Source organism: Variovorax boronicumulans, from assembly GCF_040544675.1.
GTDB classification, from domain to species: Bacteria; Pseudomonadota; Gammaproteobacteria; order Burkholderiales; family Burkholderiaceae_C; genus Variovorax; species Variovorax boronicumulans_D.
Genome location: NZ_JBEPKK010000001.1, coordinates 418060 through 434072, shown reverse-complemented (window position 1 = coordinate 434072; position 16013 = coordinate 418060). Strand labels below are relative to the sequence as shown.

Below are 16013 nucleotides of genomic sequence, written 5' to 3'. Positions count from 1 at the left end.
TCAAAAGAGAGAAAGTCGGGTATGCGGGTATCAGCGGCGGGTTCAGCGCGGTGGACGGTCGTTGTCGAATCGCGTGGGCGTGACCACGGGGGTGGCGGCGGTTGGCTGCGGCGGCAAGGGCGTCTTGCTGTCCTTGATCTGCCGGGGCCACCAACGCTCGATCTGCGTCTTTGCCCAGTCCTTGCCGGCCAGCCCGAATGCCAGGGCCAATGCAAAAACCACGCCCGCCAAGATCACTAGGAAGCTCTCGCGGATGATGTCGCCGCCCACCTTGATCTGGTCCAGCGCGATCAGGATCACGAAGGCCATCACCGCGTACTGCGCCACCTTGCCGAAAAGCGCCGCGTCATGCACCTTCACGCCGCGGAAATAGCTGCCCACGGCCTCGCCCACGAAGCGCGCAAAGTAAGAGCCGAAGGCCAGCACCAGCAGCGCCACGAACACGTTCGGCACGAACCAGACGATGCGGCCCAGCAGGTCGGCGATGTAGCTCAGGCCCATGCCGTTGAAGGCGATGAGCAGCGAAGCCAGGATCACCAGCCAGTAGGTCAGGATGCCGAAGAGGCTGCTGGTGTCGCCCGCCAGGCCGCCCTGCCGCAAGAAGTTGTCCAGCCCCGCGCGCTCGGTGAGCACGTTGAAGTTGATGGCGCGCAGCGCGCGGGTCACCGCAAAGCGCGCCGCCTTGGCGACGAGCCAGCCGACAAAGACCACCACCAGCCCGATCAGAAGGCGCGGGATGAATGCGCCGACCTGGTAGAGGATGGCGCGCAGCGGCTCCAGGTGAATGCCGAAATTTTCCATGGTGTGTTGTGTCCTCGATGTGGTGTGGGTGGCGTCAGGCGCGGTGTGCGGGCTGCTGGATCAGCGCAAGCACGCCATGCAGCGGAACCTGCGCCCAGTCGGTGCGGTTGTTGAGTTCATAGCGCAACTCGTAGAGGGCCTTCTCGAGTTCGAACAGCGCGAGCAGTTCGGTATCGACGGCGGCGCCGTAGCCCGCCAGGAAGGCCTCGCGCGTGGCCTGCTCCCAGGCGATGGCCGGGGCGGCGAGCCGCTCGGCCTCGTCGGTGCTCTGCGCCACCCGGCGCAGCGCCGACCAGCGCGCATAGTTGAACGAACGCAGCATGCCCGCCACGTCGCGCAGCGGCGAACTCTTGGCGCGCCGCTCCTCGAAGCTGCGCGCGGGCTCGCCTTCGAAGTCGATGATGACGAAGTCGTTGTCCTTCACCAGCACCTGGCCCAGGTGGTAGTCGCCGTGGTAGCGGGTCTTGGTGCCGCTGCCTTCGGCCGGGCGCCGGGCCTCGATGCCGGCCTGCAGCGCGGCGGCCGCGTCCAGCAGCGTGCGCGCATCGGCCTGCACCGCCGGCGGCAGCAGGTCGAAGCGTTCGCGCAGGAGCGCGAGCGTGACGGTCGCGTCGTGCGCGGCATGCGTCTTGAAGCCCGCGAAGTCGGCGGCCGCCAGCGGCTCGGGGTCGAAGGCGGCCGCGCCGGTGCGGGTGGCCAGCGCCTGGTGCAGCTCGGCCGTGCGCCGGCCCAGCGTGGCCATGAGCGCCAGGAAGCCGCCGTGCATGGCCGCCACATCGGTGCCCTCGGGCGTGGCGCCGTCGGTGGTGGCCACGTCGCGCAGGAAGCGCTCCAGGTAGCCCAGCGTGTAGTCCCAGCCGTCGCCCTGGTTGGCGACATAGCTCTGCACCATCGCGAGCGTGATCGTGCGTCCGTCGTTGCTCAGATACTCCAGACCGCCCAATACTGGCACGCAGTGCGGATAGCCCACCTCGGTGAGGAAGCGGCCCATCTCCAGCTCGGGGTTGATGCCCTCGCGCACGTGGCGGTAGCCCTTGAGGAACAGGGTTTCGTCGAGCGTGAGCACCGTGTTGCTGCTCACCCCGCTGGGACGACCGACGGACAGCGCATCGACATCGACCGCCATCTGCGCGAATGCCGCCGTCGGCTTGAAGACCAGCTTGCCGCCGTTGGTCGCGAGTTCGGCGCCGGTGCCGATGGTGCGCACCAGTTCGCGGCAGAAGGCCTCGTCGTAGAAGGCGTCGCCCATCAGGCCGACCTGCGCCTGTTGCCGCACCCTGGCAAGCGCGGCCTGCGCCACGCCGGCCATCCGTTCTTCGTCGCGCTCTTCCCAGGCCAGCGCGAGCGGCATGAAGTAGGCGGCGCCGCCGGACGAGCCGTCCAGCTCCAGGTCGAGCAAGGGCAGCAGCCAGCTCTGGCCGTTCGCTTCCCAGACCGCGTGATCGACGATGCGCGCGCGGCGGATGGCGGTGCCCTTGGAGGCATACCAGCGCTGGATCTCGATGTGGCGCGGCAGCGTCTCCAGCTCGAACTGGGTGCGCATGCGCTCGGACATGCCGATGCGCCACGGCATCACCCGCTCGCGGAAGAAGCTGGTCCAACCGTCGAACAGCACCAGCGTGGGCCACTCCTGCAGCGCCACGCCCTGCTCGTGCCAGCTGGGCGCATCGGCCTCGGCCGTGAGCTTGAACCAGTAGAAGCCGTACGAGGCCAGCGTGAGCAGATACGGCAGTTCGCCGATGGGCGGAAAGGGCGCGCGGCCCAGCATCTCGATGGGCACGAAGCCCTTGAACTCCGACAGGTCGAGCTCCACCGGCTGCGCGGCGCGCGAGAGGTTGAAGACGGTGAGGATCACGTCGCCTTCGTACTCGCTCAGGTACGCCAGGATCTTGCGGTTGCCAGGCTTCAGGAACCGGCGCTTGCCGCGGCCGAAGGCGTGGCTGGTCTTGCGCACCGCGAGCATGCGCTTGGTCCAGTTCAGCAGCGAGCTGCTGTCGCGCGCCTGCGTCTCGACGTTGAGGGCTTCGTAGCCGAACATCGGGTCCATGATGGGCTGCAGGTACAGGCGCTGTGGGTCGGCGCGCGAGAAGCCGGCATTGCGGTCGGGACTCCACTGCATGGGCGTGCGCACGCCGTTGCGGTCGCCCACGAACACGTTGTCGCCCATGCCGATCTCGTCGCCGTAATAGATGATGGGCGAGCCCGGCATCGACAGCAGCATGCCGTTCATGAGCTTGACGCGGTCCAGGTCGTTTTCCATCAGCGGCGCGAGGCGCCGGCGAATGCCCAGGTTGATGCGCGCGCGCGTGTCGGCGGCGTACATGGTGTACATGTAGTCGCGCTCCTTGCTGGTCACCATCTCGAGCGTGAGCTCGTCGTGGTTGCGCAGGAAAATGGCCCACTGGCAGCCTTCGGGAATGTCGGGCGTCTGCGCCATGATTTCCACGATGGGGTGGCGGTCTTCCTGCGCGATGGCCATGTACATGCGCGGCATCAGCGGGAAGTGGTACGCCATGTGGCATTCGTCGCCGTCGCCGAAGTATTCGCGCACGTCCTCGGGCCACATGTTGGCTTCGGCCAGCAGAAAGCGGTTCTTGTATTCGGCGTCGATGGCCGCGCGCAGCTGCTTGATGACCGCATGCGTCTCTGGCAGGTTCTCGTTGCTGGTGCCGTCGCGCTCCACCAGGTAGGGAATGGCGTCCAGGCGGAAGCCGTCCACGCCCATGTCCAGCCAGAAGCGCATCGTCTTCAGGATGGCTTCCATCACCTTCGGGTTGTCGAAATTCAGGTCGGGCTGGTGGCTGAAGAAGCGGTGCCAGAAGTACTGCTTGGCCACCGGGTCCCAGGTCCAGTTCGAGGTTTCGGTGTCGGTGAAGATGATCCGCGTGCCCTGGTAGATCTGGTCGGTGTCGCTCCACACGTAGAAGTCGCGCTCGGGCGATCCGGGCGGCGCCAGGCGCGCGGCCTTGAACCACGGATGCTCGTTCGAGGTGTGGTTGATGACCAGCTCGGTGATGACGCGCAGGCCCCGCTTGTGGGCCTCGTCCATCATCTGGCGAAAGTCCGCGAGCGTGCCGTACTGCGGGTGCACGTCTTCGTACTCGGAAATGTCGTAGCCGTCATCGCGCAGCGGCGACGGATAGAAAGGCATCAGCCAGATGGTGTTGACCCCCAGTTCCTTCACATAGTCGAGCTTGGCGGTGACGCCCTGGAAGTCGCCCATGCCGTCGTTGTTGGAGTCGAAGAAGGCCTTGACGTTGAGCTGGTAGATGACCGCGTCGCGGTACCACAGCGGATCGTCGCTGGTGTCGATCTCCACGGTTTCCAGGGCAATGTGGGATACGGGTGCATTCATTGGCAATCGACCTCAGAGAAAGTAATCGAAGTCGCGCTCGTCGCCATGGCGGCGACGGACCACGAAGATGTGCGCGGGCGCGCTGTGGGGGTCCAGGCGCACGTAGTGCCAGTCGCCCTCCCACAAAAAGCGCTGGTCGCTCAGGAGGTCGTGCATCTGGAACGCCTGGCCGGGTTTCACGCCCACGCTGCCGGGCTCCAGCCCGACCCAGCCCGACTGCGGGGTGTGCGGATCGAGGTTGACCACGGTGACGATCACGTTCTCGCCGTCGGGCGATTCCTTGGCGTAGGCCAGCAGCTTGTCGTTGTCCACATGCAAAAAGCGCAGGCCGCGGTCCCACTGCAGCGCGGGGTTCTCGCGCCGGATGCGGTTCACCCGCGCGATGAAGGGCGCGAGGCTCGCGGGGTCGTCGTGGTTCCAGTGGCGCAGCTGGTACTTTTCGGAGTCCAGGTATTCCTCGCTCGCCGGTCCGCGCGGCAGGTGCTCGCGCAGCTCGTAGGTCGGGCCGTAGATGCCGTAGTTGGCCGCGAGCGTGGCGGCCAGCACCAGGCGCGACATGTACACCGAAGGCTCGCCGGTCTGCAGCTGCTCGTGCAGGATGTCGGGCGTGTTGGGCCAGGCGTTGGGTCGGAAGTAATCGACGCCGGGGCCGCTGGAGAGCTCGGTGAAGTAGTCCTGCAGCTCTTCCTTGGTGTTGCGCCAGGTGAAGTAGGTGTACGACTGCGAGAAGCCCAGCTTGGCCAGGCGGTGCATCACCTTCGGCCGCGTGAAGGCTTCGGCCAGGAAGATGGTTTCAGGGTGCTCGCGCTTGACCTCTCCGATGACCCACTCCCAGAACGGGAAGGCCTTGGTGTGCGGGTTGTCGACGCGGAAGATGCGCACGCCCTCGCCGATCCAGTGGTCGAACACGCTCTTGAGCTCGGCCCATAGGCCGCGCCAGTCTTCGCACTCGAAGTTGAAGGGGTAGATGTCCTGGTACTTCTTGGGCGGGTTTTCCGCGTACTGCACGGTGCCGTCGGGGCGCCAGCGGAACCAGTCGGGATGCGCCTTCACGTAGGGGTGGTCGGGCGCGCACTGGAAGGCGATGTCCAGCGCGATCTCCAGGCCTTGCGCGGCGGCGCTCGCCACCAGGTGGCGAAAGTCTTCGGCGGTGCCCAGCGCCGGAAGAATCGACTTGTGGCCGCCCTCCGCCGCACCGATGGCCCAGGGGCTGCCCACGTCGTCGGGGCCGGCCACGAGCGTGTTGTTGGGGCCCTTGCGCTGCACGCGGCCGACCGGGTGGATCGGCGGGAAGTACAGCACGTCGAAGCCCATGGCGGCGATGGCCGGCAGGCGCTTTTCGACGTCGCGGAAGGTGCCGTGCACGCCGGGCTCGCCGGTGGAACGCGGAAAGAGCTCGTACCAGGTGCTGAAGCGCGCGCGCTCGCGGTCGGCCACCAGCGGCAGCTCGACCGGGTGGCGCACGGCATGGCGGCGGTCGGGATGGCGGCGGGCCAGCTCGGCGTATTCGTCGTCCAGCGCCAGGGCCTTGAGCGAGGTCACGTCCGCGGCCGGGTTGGCGGCGCTCGCATCGAGCTCGGTGGCCCAGCGCTGCAGCGCGGCGCTGTCGGCGCCCTCGGCGCGCGCGGCGGCGGCGGCGATTTCCAATGCGCCCACCTGCGCGGCGATGCGCACGTCGTCGGGATCCACGCGCCGCGTCATCTCGCTGCGCCACGAATCGAAGGGGTCGACCCAGGCGACGGCGGAATACACATAGCGCCCCAGCGACGGTGGCGAAAACGCGGCTTCCCACACGTCGTTGCCCAACGGCTTCATCGGCACTTCGCGGAACTCGGCCTGCTCATGGGCGCGCCAACACAGCTGCACGCGCACGACGTCGTGCCCGTCGGTGAAGCAATGGGCGCGCACGACCACGCGCTCGCCGGCCACGCACTTCACGGGGAAGCGGCCGTTGTCCACGCAGGGCAGCACCGCATCGATGACGGCACGGACGGCGCCGTTGGTCAGCTGGATGTCGGCGGTGGCGTTGGATGTGGAAGCGGCAGCGGTACCGGTGTCTGTCGCCGCGTTGGCGGCGGTCTTCGTCGAGAAAAGATTCTTCATCACGGACGATGCTCCAGGATCAGCGTGGACAGCGGCGGCAAGGTGATGCACACCGAATGCCTGTGTCCGTGGGAACGCACGGGCGCCGCTTCGACGCCCCCGAAATTGCCCCAGCCCGAGCCGCCGAATTCGGCGGCGTCGGTGTTGATGAGCTCGCGCCAGTGCCCGCCCAGCGGCACGCCGAGCAGGTAGTTGGTGCGCGGCACCGGGGTCATGTTGCTCACGACCAGCAAGGGCGGGCTGCCGTCGCTGGCCTTGCGCAAGAACGCAAAGACGCTGGTGTCGGCTTCGTCGGCCGCAACCCACTCGAAGCCGTCTGAAGAAAAGTCGAGCTGGTACAGCGCGGGCGAGGCGCGGTACACGCGGTTGAGCTGGGCCACCAGCCGCTGCATGCCGCCATGGCCTTCCTGCTCCAGCACCCACCATTCGAGTTCGCCGTCGTGCGTCCACTCGCGGCGCTGGGCGAACTCGCCGCCCATGAAGAGCAGTTTCTTGCCCGGATGCGCCCACATGAAGCCGTAGAGCGCGCGCAGGTTCGCAAACTGCTGCCAGGTGTCGCCCGGCATCTTGTTGATCAGCGAGCCCTTGCCGTGCACCACCTCGTCGTGCGAGAGCGGCAGCACGAAGTTCTCGTTGAAGGCGTACACCAGCGAAAAGGTCAGCTTGTGGTGATGGTGCTTGCGGTGCACCGGCTCCTCGGCCATGTAGTCGAGCACGTCGTGCATCCAGCCCATGTTCCATTTCTCGCCGAAGCCCAGGCCGTCCATGTCGGTGGGGCGCGAGACGCGCGGCCAGGCGGTGGACTCCTCGGCGATGGTGAGGGTGTCGGGGTGCTCGCGGTAGACCGCGCGGTTCAGCGTCTGCAGGACATCGATGGCCTCCAGGTTCTCGCGGCCGCCGTTGCGGTTGGGAATCCACTCGCCGTGCTTGCGCGCGTAGTCCAGGTAGAGCATCGACGCAACCGCATCCACGCGCAGGCCGTCCAGGTGGTACATGTCGAGCCAGAAAAGCCCCGACGACACCAGGAAGCTGCGCACCTCGGGCCGGCCGTAGTTGAAGATGGCCGAGCTCCATTCGGGGTGGAAGCCCTGGCGCGGATCCGCGTGCTCGTACAGGTGCGTGCCGTCGAAGTAGCCCAGGCCGTGCTCGTCGGTCGGAAAGTGCGAGGGCACCCAGTCCAGCAGCACGCCGATGCCCTGCTGGTGAAGGTGGTCGACCATGTACATGAAGTCCTGCGGCGAGCCGAAGCGCGACGTGGGCGCGAAGTAGCCGGTGGTCTGGTAGCCCCAGGAGCCGTAGAAGGGATGCTCGGTCACGGGCATCAGCTCCACATGGGTGAAGCCCATCTTGTTGGCGTAGTCGGCCAACTGGTGCGCAAGTTCGCGGTAGCCGAGAAACTCGCCGTCGCGGCGGCGCCAGGAGCCCAGGTGGACCTCGTACACCGACTGCGGCGCATCGAGCGCATTGCGCGCGGCGCGGGTTGCCATCCAGTCGGCATCGCCCCATTCGTAGGAAAGCTCGCAGATGCGGGACGCGGTCGCGGGTGGCGGCTCGGCGCTGAAGGCGACGGGGTCGGCCTTGTCCACCGTGTAGTTGCCATGGCGCGAGCGGATGCGGTACTTGTAGGCCTGGCCGATCGCGGCATGGGGCACATGGCCTTGCCAGATGCCCGAGCCGTCGGCACTCGGCGTCAGCGGATCGGCGTCGCCGGACCAGTAGTTCCAGTCTCCCACCACGCTGACCGACTCCGCATTGGGCGCCCAGACGGCGAAATGGGCGCCGCCCTCTTCAGACGGATGGCAGCCCAGCAGGTTGTGAAGGCGGGAGTGGGTTCCCTCCCGGAAAAGATAAGCGTCTTGCTCGCTCTGGAGTGAATGTTTCAACGGCACCGGCATTCCTTGAATTGAAGGCCAGCGGAGGGGTTGTTCAATGAACGACTCCGCCTCTCGCGTGGCTCCAGATCAATTTGCAAGGCCGGCGCAGGCCGCGGTTACGGTCTGCACCGACGCGCCGTGTCGGAGAGTTGCCCGTGTGGCCCGTGTGCCCGACCTCAGGCCCGCGGGGCGCCCGCGTGCAGCGCCGCAGCCCGGATCAGGCGCAGGCCGGCTGTGCTTGCAGGCCCGCGCCAGCCTGGTGCATGGCGGGCGCGGCATCGCGCCGCACGGAAAAATCGTCGAGCGTCAGCGTGATCGGCTGCCGCGCACGCGAGCGGTAGCGGGCAATCGCCGCACCACCGATCTGGTCGAAATGCCTGATGCACACGTCCAGCAGCCGGTCGCCCGCCTCGCGCGCGCCGAATTCGTCGCGCAGCGTGTTCTCGGAAATCTGGGCCACCACGCGCGGGCCGCCCGGCCCGTCGGGGTAGACGGCGAAGCGCACCGTCGCGGTGTCGAAACAGTAGATGCCTTCGAAATCCATGTTGTCTCCTGTCCTTATGTGGTGCGCCGTTTCATTCGCGCCCGCGCGCCATTCGGTGCGGTGAGCATTGAGCACCCATCCCGGCGAGTGCCGGGATGGACGTGCGCCCGTGTTCGTGCAGGAATCGGCCTACAGACATGGCGCGCGGCACCTCTTGGCGCCTACACGCGGGGCGGATCGGTGTCGCGCGCCGGGTGGCGATGCAGGCCCACGGCGGCGATGAAATCAACCGCGGCAGCGTCCGCCTGCGCGGCGTCCGCGAGGATCAGGCCGGGGTCGTCCGAACCGTCGGGCAGGCTCATCGGAATGCCCGCTTCGGCCAGCAGCGCCTGCGAGGCACCGAGCGCGAGGATGGTCTTGCAATGGCGGTACTGGTCCTTGACGAACTCCATCGAATGGCCATCGGCGGCCAGCGCCTCTACCGCCGCAAGACCGTCGGGCAGCACCAGGGCATCGAACAGGAAACCGGGGCTGTTTTCCATGCTCGCGTCGGCTTCCAGGGTTTCGCCTCCGGCGGCCTTGTAGGCACCCAGGCGCGGCCCGACCAGGCGCGGCACGGCGCCTGCCTGCACCAGCGCGCTCACCAGCTTGCCGATGGATGCGCCTTCGACACCGTCGGCCACCAGGATCGCAACCTTGCGCGTGCGGATGCCGCCGTCGCCGGGGCGGGCCAGCAGCGACAGCGCAGGCGATTTGTCGACCTCGGGCGCGGCCGGTGTCTCCATCGCCTTGGGCAAGGGCGCCGGCAGTTCCATGCCCAGCCCCTTTGCCACCATCGCCGCGAGCGCAGGCGAAGCGTTGAGCAGGCTCGCCACCACGCGCTCGCGCACCGCGGGCACCGTCACCTTGGACAGCTCGAAGCGGAAGGCGGCGGCAATGTGCGCCTGCTCCGCCGGCGTCTGGCTCTCGAAGAAGAGTGTGGCCTGCGTGTAGTGGTCGGCGAACTTCTCGGGCTTCACGCGCAGCTTGTCGCTGCTCTCCTTGGCGTCGATGCGCTTGGCGATGCTCGCGAAGCCCTGCCCCGCACCCGCCTGGAACGGGCAGCCGCCGGCCAGCGAATTGGGTTCGTAGGCAACGCGCCCGCGATGGATGGCCTGCCGATGCATGCCGTCGCGCTGGTTGTTGTGCACCGGTGCAATCGGCGCGTTGATCGGCAACTCATGGAAGTTGGGGCCGCCCAGGCGCGTGATCTGCGTGTCCACGTACGAATGGATGCGGCCTGCCAGCAGCGGGTCGTTGGTGAAGTCGATGCCGGGCACCACATGCGCGGTGCAGAACGCCACCTGCTCGGTTTCGGCAAAGAAGTTGTCGGGGTTGCGGTTGAGCACCATGCGCCCCACGATCTGCACCGGCACCAGCTCTTCGGGAATGATCTTGGTCGCGTCGAGGATGTCGAAGCTGAACTGCTCGGCCTGCTCTTCCGTGAAGATCTGCAGGCCCAGTTCCCACTCGGGGTACTCGCCGGCCTCGATGGCCTCCCACAGGTCGCGGCGATGGAAGTCAGGGTCGGCACCCGAAATCTTCACCGCCTCGTCCCACACCAGCGAATGCGTGCCCAGCTTGGGCTGCCAATGGAACTTGACGAGCACCGACTCTCCGGCTTCGTTCACGAGGCGGAAGGTGTGGACACCGAAGCCCTGCATCATCCGGTAGCTGCGCGGAATGGCGCGGTCGCTCATCTGCCACATCAGCATGTGGGTCGATTCGGGCATGAGTGAGACGAAGTCCCAGAAGGTGTCGTGCGCCGACGCGGCCTGCGGCATGCCGTGGTGCGGCTCGGGCTTGACCGCATGGACGAGGTCGGGGAACTTCATCGCGTCCTGGATGAAGAAGACGGGCATGTTGTTGCCCACCAGGTCCCAGTTGCCTTCGTCGGTATAGAACTTGACGGCGAAGCCGCGCACGTCGCGCGCGGTGTCCTTGGAGCCGCGCTCGCCGGCCACGGTGGAAAAGCGCACGAACACCGGCGTGACCTTGCCGGCCTCCTGGAAAGGCGCGGCGCGGGTGTGCTTCGTCAGCGGCTCGTAGCACTCGAAGAAGCCGTGCGCGCCCGAGCCCCGGGCATGCACGATGCGCTCGGGAATGCGCTCGTGGTCGAAGTGCGTGATCTTCTCGCGCAGGATGAAGTCTTCGAGCAGCACCGGGCCGCGCGCGCCAGCCTTCAGCGAGTTCTGGTTGTCCGCGATCGGGACACCCTGGTTGGTGGTGAGGCGTTGCCCGCCGGAGTCGACCCGCACCCGGGTCAGCGTATCGATGGTGGCGTTCTCGCCTTCGGAAATCGCCGAGCCGGTCTTGTCGGAGGCGTTCGCTTCCGACAGCGTGCTGCCGCCTGGCAAGCGCGAGGCCGGCTTCGCAATGAGCCCGACGGGCGCCTCGGGCGTGTGCTCCATCGGCTTGTTGGTGTTGGCGGGCATCGCCGCGGCGAGCGCCTGCGTGTCGATTGCCTTTTGGGCGGGCACATCGCCCTTGCCTGCGGCGGCGGGCGCGGGATGTGCGGGTGCGCTGTCGGTGTTGCGTGCCGCCGCGCGTGCGGCGTCGAGTGCGGCTGTCGGCGCCGCGCTCGTCTTGGGTTCTTTGGGGGTTTTGGCCATGAAGGATTCGTCCGGGTTCGTGAGGTGGAAACTTCAACCTAGTCCCGTGCCTGTGGCGGTTTTGTAGGACGCGGCAGCAAATTTCTCGGTGGCTGCGATGTCGGACGCGGCGGCGCACCCAGGCAACAAAAAATGCAGGCTGATGGCAGCGTGAAGCGGCCCCGTCCCACGCGCCCGCCGAGCGACGGTGGCATCGTGTGAACTTGTCTTCAAACCCTACCCAGATCACCGCCCGCATCACCTCCCAGGTCGAATTTCGCGCGGGCGACGGCCCGCTGCTGGAAATTCCCGAGGGCGAATGCCAGGTCATCATCGACGCCGACAGCGCGGTGCTCACCTGGATCGAGGAAGACCAGCCGATGACGGCCGCGATTCCCAAGATCGAATTCGACCGATTCATAGAATCGGGCGCAATCGTGCTGGGCGAGAGCTGAGCCTCTTCCTGGGCTCATCTCAGGTTGATTGCGGCCAAGGCGGGCGGGATTCCTACGCGCATGGAGGACGGCCCTGCAAGGTCGCGCAGGACAACATCCCGTGTTGTTCCGGCGGCGTTGAAACGCCTCTCCCCTGTGGCATTGTTCCGACCTCCCCGCGCCACGCGGTTCCTCGGCCAACCCACTGGAGCAACCACCCATGATCAAGATCGGCATCGTCGACGACCACGCGGTCGTCCGCTCAGGCCTCAAGGCTTTCTTCTCCACTTTTGTTGACTTCCGCGTCGTCGGGGAAGCCGGCACGGGCCGCGAAGCGATCGACATGGTTCGCACGACGGACATGGACGTGCTGGTGATGGACCTCTCGATGCCCGGACAAAGCGGCATCGACGCGCTCGCGATGGTCCGCGCGAAGGCGCCCCAGCTGGGCGTGCTGATCCTGAGCGGCTATCCGGAAGAGCACTACGCGGTCAACCTGATCCGCCAGGGCGCCTCGGGCTACCTCAACAAGGAATGCGCGCCGGAAGAAATCGCCAATGCCATCCGCACGGTCGCGCTGGGTCGCCGCTACATCTCGGCGTCGGTGGCCGAACTGCTCGCGGGGCAGCTGGAGCGCAAGGACAGCGAACCGCCGCACAAGCACCTGTCGGAGCGCGAGTTCCAGGTGTTCCTGAAGCTGGCCAAGGGCGAATCGGTTGGCAGCATCGGCGAGGCGCTGTCGCTGTCGGTCAAGACCATCAGCACCTACCGCACGCGGCTCATGGAGAAGATGAACCTCTCCACGAACAGCGACCTGACCTACTACGCCATCAAGACCCAACTGATCGATTGATCGATTGATCGAGCACCCGGCCCGTTTCAAAGTGAGGCACCGCGGAACGTTCAAGACGATCTTCTGGACTTTCGTTCTGACGGTCGCGGCGACGCTGCTGGTGCTCAACTTTGCGAGCGGCGAGAAAAAACTCGACGAGCAGGTGCGCCGCGAGTACGCGCTGCACGATGCGCAGTACCAGCGCGCGCTGGGCGTGATGCTCGGCCCGCCCATCACCGGCGGCAACCGCTTCGAGGCGCTGTACAACGGTGACGCGATCTTTCCGCCGATGCTCGCGGCCATCCGCGCCGCCAGGCACAGCATCACCTTCGAGACTTACATCTACTGGTCGGGCGACATCGGCCGCGCATTTGCGGATGCGCTGTCGGAACGCGCGCGGGCCGGCGTCAAGGTGCATGTGCTGCTCGACTGGGTGGGCAGTGCCAAGGTGGACGACGAGTTCATCCGGGAGATGGAGGGCGCGGGCGTGCAGATCCGCAAATTCCACAAGCCCGACTGGTACGACATCGCGCGCATGAACAACCGCACCCACCGCAAGCTCTTGGTGGTCGACGGGCGCATCGGCTTCACCGGCGGCGTGGGCATTGCCCCCGAGTGGACCGGCAATGCGCAAGACCCCGAACACTGGCGCGATTCGCACTACAAGGCCGAAGGGCCGGTGGTGGCGCAGATGCAGGCGGTGTTCATGGACAACTGGGTGAAGGTGTCGGGCGATGTGCTGCACGGCGAGCGCTACTTTCCGCCGCTGCCCGCGGTGGCTTCCGCGGCAGAGGGTCGCGCTCAGATGTTCAGCAGCTCGCCCTCGGGCGGCAGCGAGAGCATGCATCTGATGTATCTGCTGTCCATTGCGGCGGCCACCAAGACCATCGACCTGTCGAGCGCCTACTTCGTGCCGGACGACCTGACCGTGGGGGCGCTGGTGGCCGCCATGCAGCGCGGCGTGCGGCTGCGCATCATCACGCCCGGGCCGATCATCGATTCGCAGACAGTGCGCGCCGCCTCGCGCGCGAGCTGGGGGCCGCTGCTGGAGGCCGGCGCCGAGATCAGCGAATACCAGCCGACGATGTTCCATTGCAAGGTCTTCGTGGTGGACGGGCTTTTGGTGTCGGTGGGCTCCACCAACTTCGACAACCGCTCCTTCCGCCTGAACGACGAGGCCAACCTCAACATCTACGACGAGGCCTTCGCGGCGGCGGAAACGGCGCAGTTCGAAGCGGACCTCAAGCAATCGAAGCGGCTCACGCTGGAGGCCTGGAAAAACCGGCCGCTGCATGAGAAGGCGATGGAAAACGTGGCGTCGCTGCTGTCCGCGCAGCTCTGAGGCCGCGCCCGGCCGGGTGTCGCGAGAATGCCGGTGTAGAACCGCACCGAGACGCGACACGCCACTCATGACGAACCCAGACGCTTCCCTCTCCGCCTCCGACATCGCCCTGATCGACGCCTGCTCACGGGCGTCGCTCGAGCTGCTGCAAAGCAACCTGACGCCGCACGGCATCCTGGCGGCCAGCCGCACCGAGGCGGCGGTGGCGCGGCGCTATACCCGCATCTTCGGACGCGACGCCGCGATCTGCGTGATGGCGATGTGCGGCAGCGGCGTGCCCGCACTCGAACAGGGCGCGGTGGCCAGCCTCGATGCGCTCGCGGCGCAGCAGGCGGCCAACGGACAGATTCCCAAGTACGTGGACCCCGAAGGCCTGGACGCGGACTTCTGGTATCTGGGCTGCATCGACGCCACGCTGTGGTGGCTGATTGCGGTGGACCATGTGCGCCGGCACGGCGGCGTGGGGCCTTCGCATTGGGAGGACGGCGTGGGCCGCGCCATCGGCTGGCTGCTGGCGCAGGAGCACCAGCACTTTCGCCTGCTGCAGCAGAACGAGGCCAGCGACTGGGCCGACATCATGCCGCGCTCGGGCTATGTGCTGTACACCAACGCGCTCTGGTACGACGTGAAGCGCCGCTTTGCGCTGGACCACGCCGAAGCGACGCGGCACCACTTCAACCACCTGTTCAACCCCTTCCAGCAGGACCTGCCCGAATATCACCGGGCCCGCTTGCTGCGGCACTACGCGCGCCGTGGCCGGCAAGACCCGGGCCTGTACCTGAGCTTCGTCAACCTGGCCGTCGTCGGCGACGAGGGGGATGTGTTCGGCAATGTGCTGGCAGTGCAGAGCGGCCTGGCCGACGCGGAGATGGGACGCCGCATCGTGCAGACCATCGGGGAGGCGAATGCCTCGCAGCCCTACCCGGTGCGCGTGGTGCTGCATCCGCTGTCGCGCCAGCACGAACTGTGGCGCCCTTACATGGCGCGCCATCAGCAGAACAGCGTGCACCAGTATCACAACGGCGGCATCTGGCCTTTTGTGGGCGGCTTCTGGGTGATGGCCTTGGCCACGCTGGGGGAGCATGCGCTGGCCTGGTCGGAGCTCGTGCGGCTGGCGCACGTCAATGCGCTGGACGACTGGCGCTTTACCGAGTGGTTCCACGGCCACACGCTGGCGCCGATGGGCATGGCGGGGCAGAGCTGGAATGCGGCTGCTTTTCTGCTGGCCCGGCGCGCCCTGCAGAAGGACGGCGCGAGCTGGTAGCGCCGACTGGCGGTGCTTGCCCGGGTACTTACCGTCAGTTCTGCAGCTTGGCGCCGCATTCCCGCGCCCAGATCGTGGCCTCCAGGCTCAGGAGTGTTTCGACATTGGGCTGGTAGAGGGGACTCTGTGTATTCAGGCTGCCAATCAGTGCCACGACATGGGCGACAGTCTCATCGGAAGGTTTTGCGACCTCGGGGCCGGCCAGGTTGGAAAGTCGTTTCGCCACATCTGCTCTGTTCATTCTGCGAACTTTGCCTCTATCTCACGCAAATGGGAAGCGCTAATTAACCGCTATGTATACGCAGTTACGAAGAATTGACAATTTTGGAATGTAGTGCGTTAGACTTCATTTCGGTAGCCCGCCGTTTTCTCCCTCCTCCCTTCTCAGGGCTACCTTTGCCCGCCTCGTGCGGGCTTTTTATTGGGCCCGCCCCGCAGATGACGGTGACGCGGGCCGCAGCCACGTCATCGGAAGGTGCATATGGGGTTCGGCGCACCATGTTGGGACATACTGGCGCGCAGAAACCATGGGCGCGCCCGCGCCCCACCCGGAGGACCCGACACTGATGGCGCATCCCATCGCCCACATCGTGCGTTTCACACGCCGGCCTCTGTTCTGCCGGGTGGGCCCCAGACATGCCTGAGCTCGCCAGACCGGGAACGAAGGAGATCCGTCTGGGTTGGGCGATGGAAGTCAGTCACCTCAAGCACCAGATACAGGCAGCGGCGAGCTGGGCACCCGAGACGCCCGCCTTGCGCCGGGACCTGGAAATCATGGCCGAGGTGGGCAACGAGGTGTTCGGCGCAGGGACCCACTGGATCGAAGAGCGGACTTGTCCGCCCGCAGACCCGGCGCCCGAGGTGTCCCGCGCCTGAGAACCCCTGCGCGCTTCG

General features: G+C 66.7%; 12 protein-coding genes. 5 read left to right on the top strand and 7 right to left on the bottom strand.

The window, feature by feature from the left end; translation table 11 throughout:
* Positions 1 to 42: 42 nt before the first annotated feature.
* From ABIC90_RS02025 to ABIC90_RS02000, 6 genes are all read right to left on the bottom strand, one after another.
* On the bottom strand, positions 43 to 801 hold the full coding sequence (locus ABIC90_RS02025) for a mechanosensitive ion channel family protein (RefSeq protein ID WP_354352355.1): 759 nt from the start codon (positions 799 to 801) through the stop codon (positions 43 to 45).
* A 34-nt stretch (positions 802 to 835) separates the two neighbouring features.
* Complete coding sequence (gene treS / locus ABIC90_RS02020) at positions 836 to 4156, bottom strand: maltose alpha-D-glucosyltransferase (protein WP_354352354.1); 3321 nt, start codon at positions 4154 to 4156, stop codon at positions 836 to 838.
* 12 nt (positions 4157 to 4168) lie between these two features.
* Complete coding sequence (locus ABIC90_RS02015; RefSeq protein ID WP_354352611.1) at positions 4169 to 6259, bottom strand: alpha-1,4-glucan--maltose-1-phosphate maltosyltransferase; 2091 nt, start codon at positions 6257 to 6259, stop codon at positions 4169 to 4171.
* Positions 6259 to 8154, bottom strand: coding sequence for a 1,4-alpha-glucan branching protein GlgB (gene glgB / locus ABIC90_RS02010; RefSeq protein ID WP_354352353.1), 1896 nt, complete (start codon positions 8152 to 8154; stop codon positions 6259 to 6261). The genes ABIC90_RS02015 and glgB overlap by 1 nt, the downstream gene beginning before the upstream one ends.
* A 196-nt stretch (positions 8155 to 8350) precedes the next feature.
* Entirely contained in the window at positions 8351 to 8677 is a 327-nt protein-coding gene (locus tag ABIC90_RS02005) for a hypothetical protein (RefSeq protein WP_354352352.1), read from the bottom strand.
* A gap of 161 nt (positions 8678 to 8838) precedes the next feature.
* Positions 8839 to 11268, bottom strand: a complete 2430-nt coding sequence (locus ABIC90_RS02000) for a catalase (protein WP_354352351.1) — start codon at positions 11266 to 11268, stop codon at positions 8839 to 8841.
* Between the two features lie 197 nt (positions 11269 to 11465).
* Here ABIC90_RS02000 and ABIC90_RS01995 point away from each other — a divergent pair, with 197 nt between their 5' ends.
* The 4 genes from ABIC90_RS01995 to ABIC90_RS01980 all read left to right on the top strand — a co-directional run bounded on the left by ABIC90_RS01995 (position 11466) and on the right by ABIC90_RS01980 (position 15119).
* Entirely contained in the window at positions 11466 to 11702 is a 237-nt protein-coding gene (locus ABIC90_RS01995) for a hypothetical protein (protein WP_354352350.1), read from the top strand.
* A 199-nt stretch (positions 11703 to 11901) separates the two neighbouring features.
* Complete coding sequence (locus ABIC90_RS01990) at positions 11902 to 12534, top strand: response regulator transcription factor (RefSeq protein WP_354352349.1); 633 nt, start codon at positions 11902 to 11904, stop codon at positions 12532 to 12534.
* 31 nt (positions 12535 to 12565) lie between these two features.
* Entirely contained in the window at positions 12566 to 13855 is a 1290-nt protein-coding gene (locus tag ABIC90_RS01985) for a phospholipase D-like domain-containing protein (RefSeq protein WP_354352348.1), read from the top strand.
* 67 nt (positions 13856 to 13922) lie between these two features.
* Entirely contained in the window at positions 13923 to 15119 is a 1197-nt protein-coding gene (locus ABIC90_RS01980) for a glycoside hydrolase 100 family protein (protein WP_354352347.1), read from the top strand.
* A gap of 34 nt (positions 15120 to 15153) precedes the next feature.
* Here the strand turns inward: ABIC90_RS01980 and ABIC90_RS01975 are convergent, their stop codons facing one another.
* Entirely contained in the window at positions 15154 to 15360 is a 207-nt protein-coding gene (locus tag ABIC90_RS01975; protein ID WP_354352346.1) for a hypothetical protein, read from the bottom strand.
* A 446-nt stretch (positions 15361 to 15806) separates the two neighbouring features.
* On the opposite strand from ABIC90_RS01975, the gene ABIC90_RS01970 reads away from it, so the two are divergent.
* Positions 15807 to 15995 carry a hypothetical protein gene (locus ABIC90_RS01970; RefSeq protein ID WP_354352345.1) on the top strand — a complete coding sequence of 63 codons (189 nt, stop codon included), beginning with the start codon at positions 15807 to 15809 and terminating at the stop codon, positions 15993 to 15995.
* Positions 15996 to 16013 lie beyond the last annotated feature (18 nt).

Bases quoted from the DNA above. Each gene is read 5' to 3' on its own strand.
- ABIC90_RS01970 (WP_354352345.1), top strand. From the start codon at position 15,807: ATGGAAGTCAGTCACCTCAAGCACCAGATACAGGCAGCGGCGAGCTGG.
- ABIC90_RS02005 (WP_354352352.1), bottom strand. From the start codon at position 8,677: ATGGATTTCGAAGGCATCTACTGTTTCGACACCGCGACGGTGCGCTTC.
- ABIC90_RS01975 (WP_354352346.1), bottom strand. From the start codon at position 15,360: ATGAACAGAGCAGATGTGGCGAAACGACTTTCCAACCTGGCCGGCCCC.
- ABIC90_RS01990 (WP_354352349.1), top strand. From the start codon at position 11,902: ATGATCAAGATCGGCATCGTCGACGACCACGCGGTCGTCCGCTCAGGC.
- ABIC90_RS01980 (WP_354352347.1), top strand. From the start codon at position 13,923: ATGACGAACCCAGACGCTTCCCTCTCCGCCTCCGACATCGCCCTGATC.
- ABIC90_RS02015 (WP_354352611.1), bottom strand. From the start codon at position 6,259: ATGAAGAATCTTTTCTCGACGAAGACCGCCGCCAACGCGGCGACAGAC.
- ABIC90_RS02000 (WP_354352351.1), bottom strand. From the start codon at position 11,268: ATGGCCAAAACCCCCAAAGAACCCAAGACGAGCGCGGCGCCGACAGCC.
- ABIC90_RS02025 (WP_354352355.1), bottom strand. From the start codon at position 801: ATGGAAAATTTCGGCATTCACCTGGAGCCGCTGCGCGCCATCCTCTAC.
- glgB (WP_354352353.1), bottom strand. From the start codon at position 8,154: ATGCCGGTGCCGTTGAAACATTCACTCCAGAGCGAGCAAGACGCTTAT.
- treS (WP_354352354.1), bottom strand. From the start codon at position 4,156: ATGAATGCACCCGTATCCCACATTGCCCTGGAAACCGTGGAGATCGAC.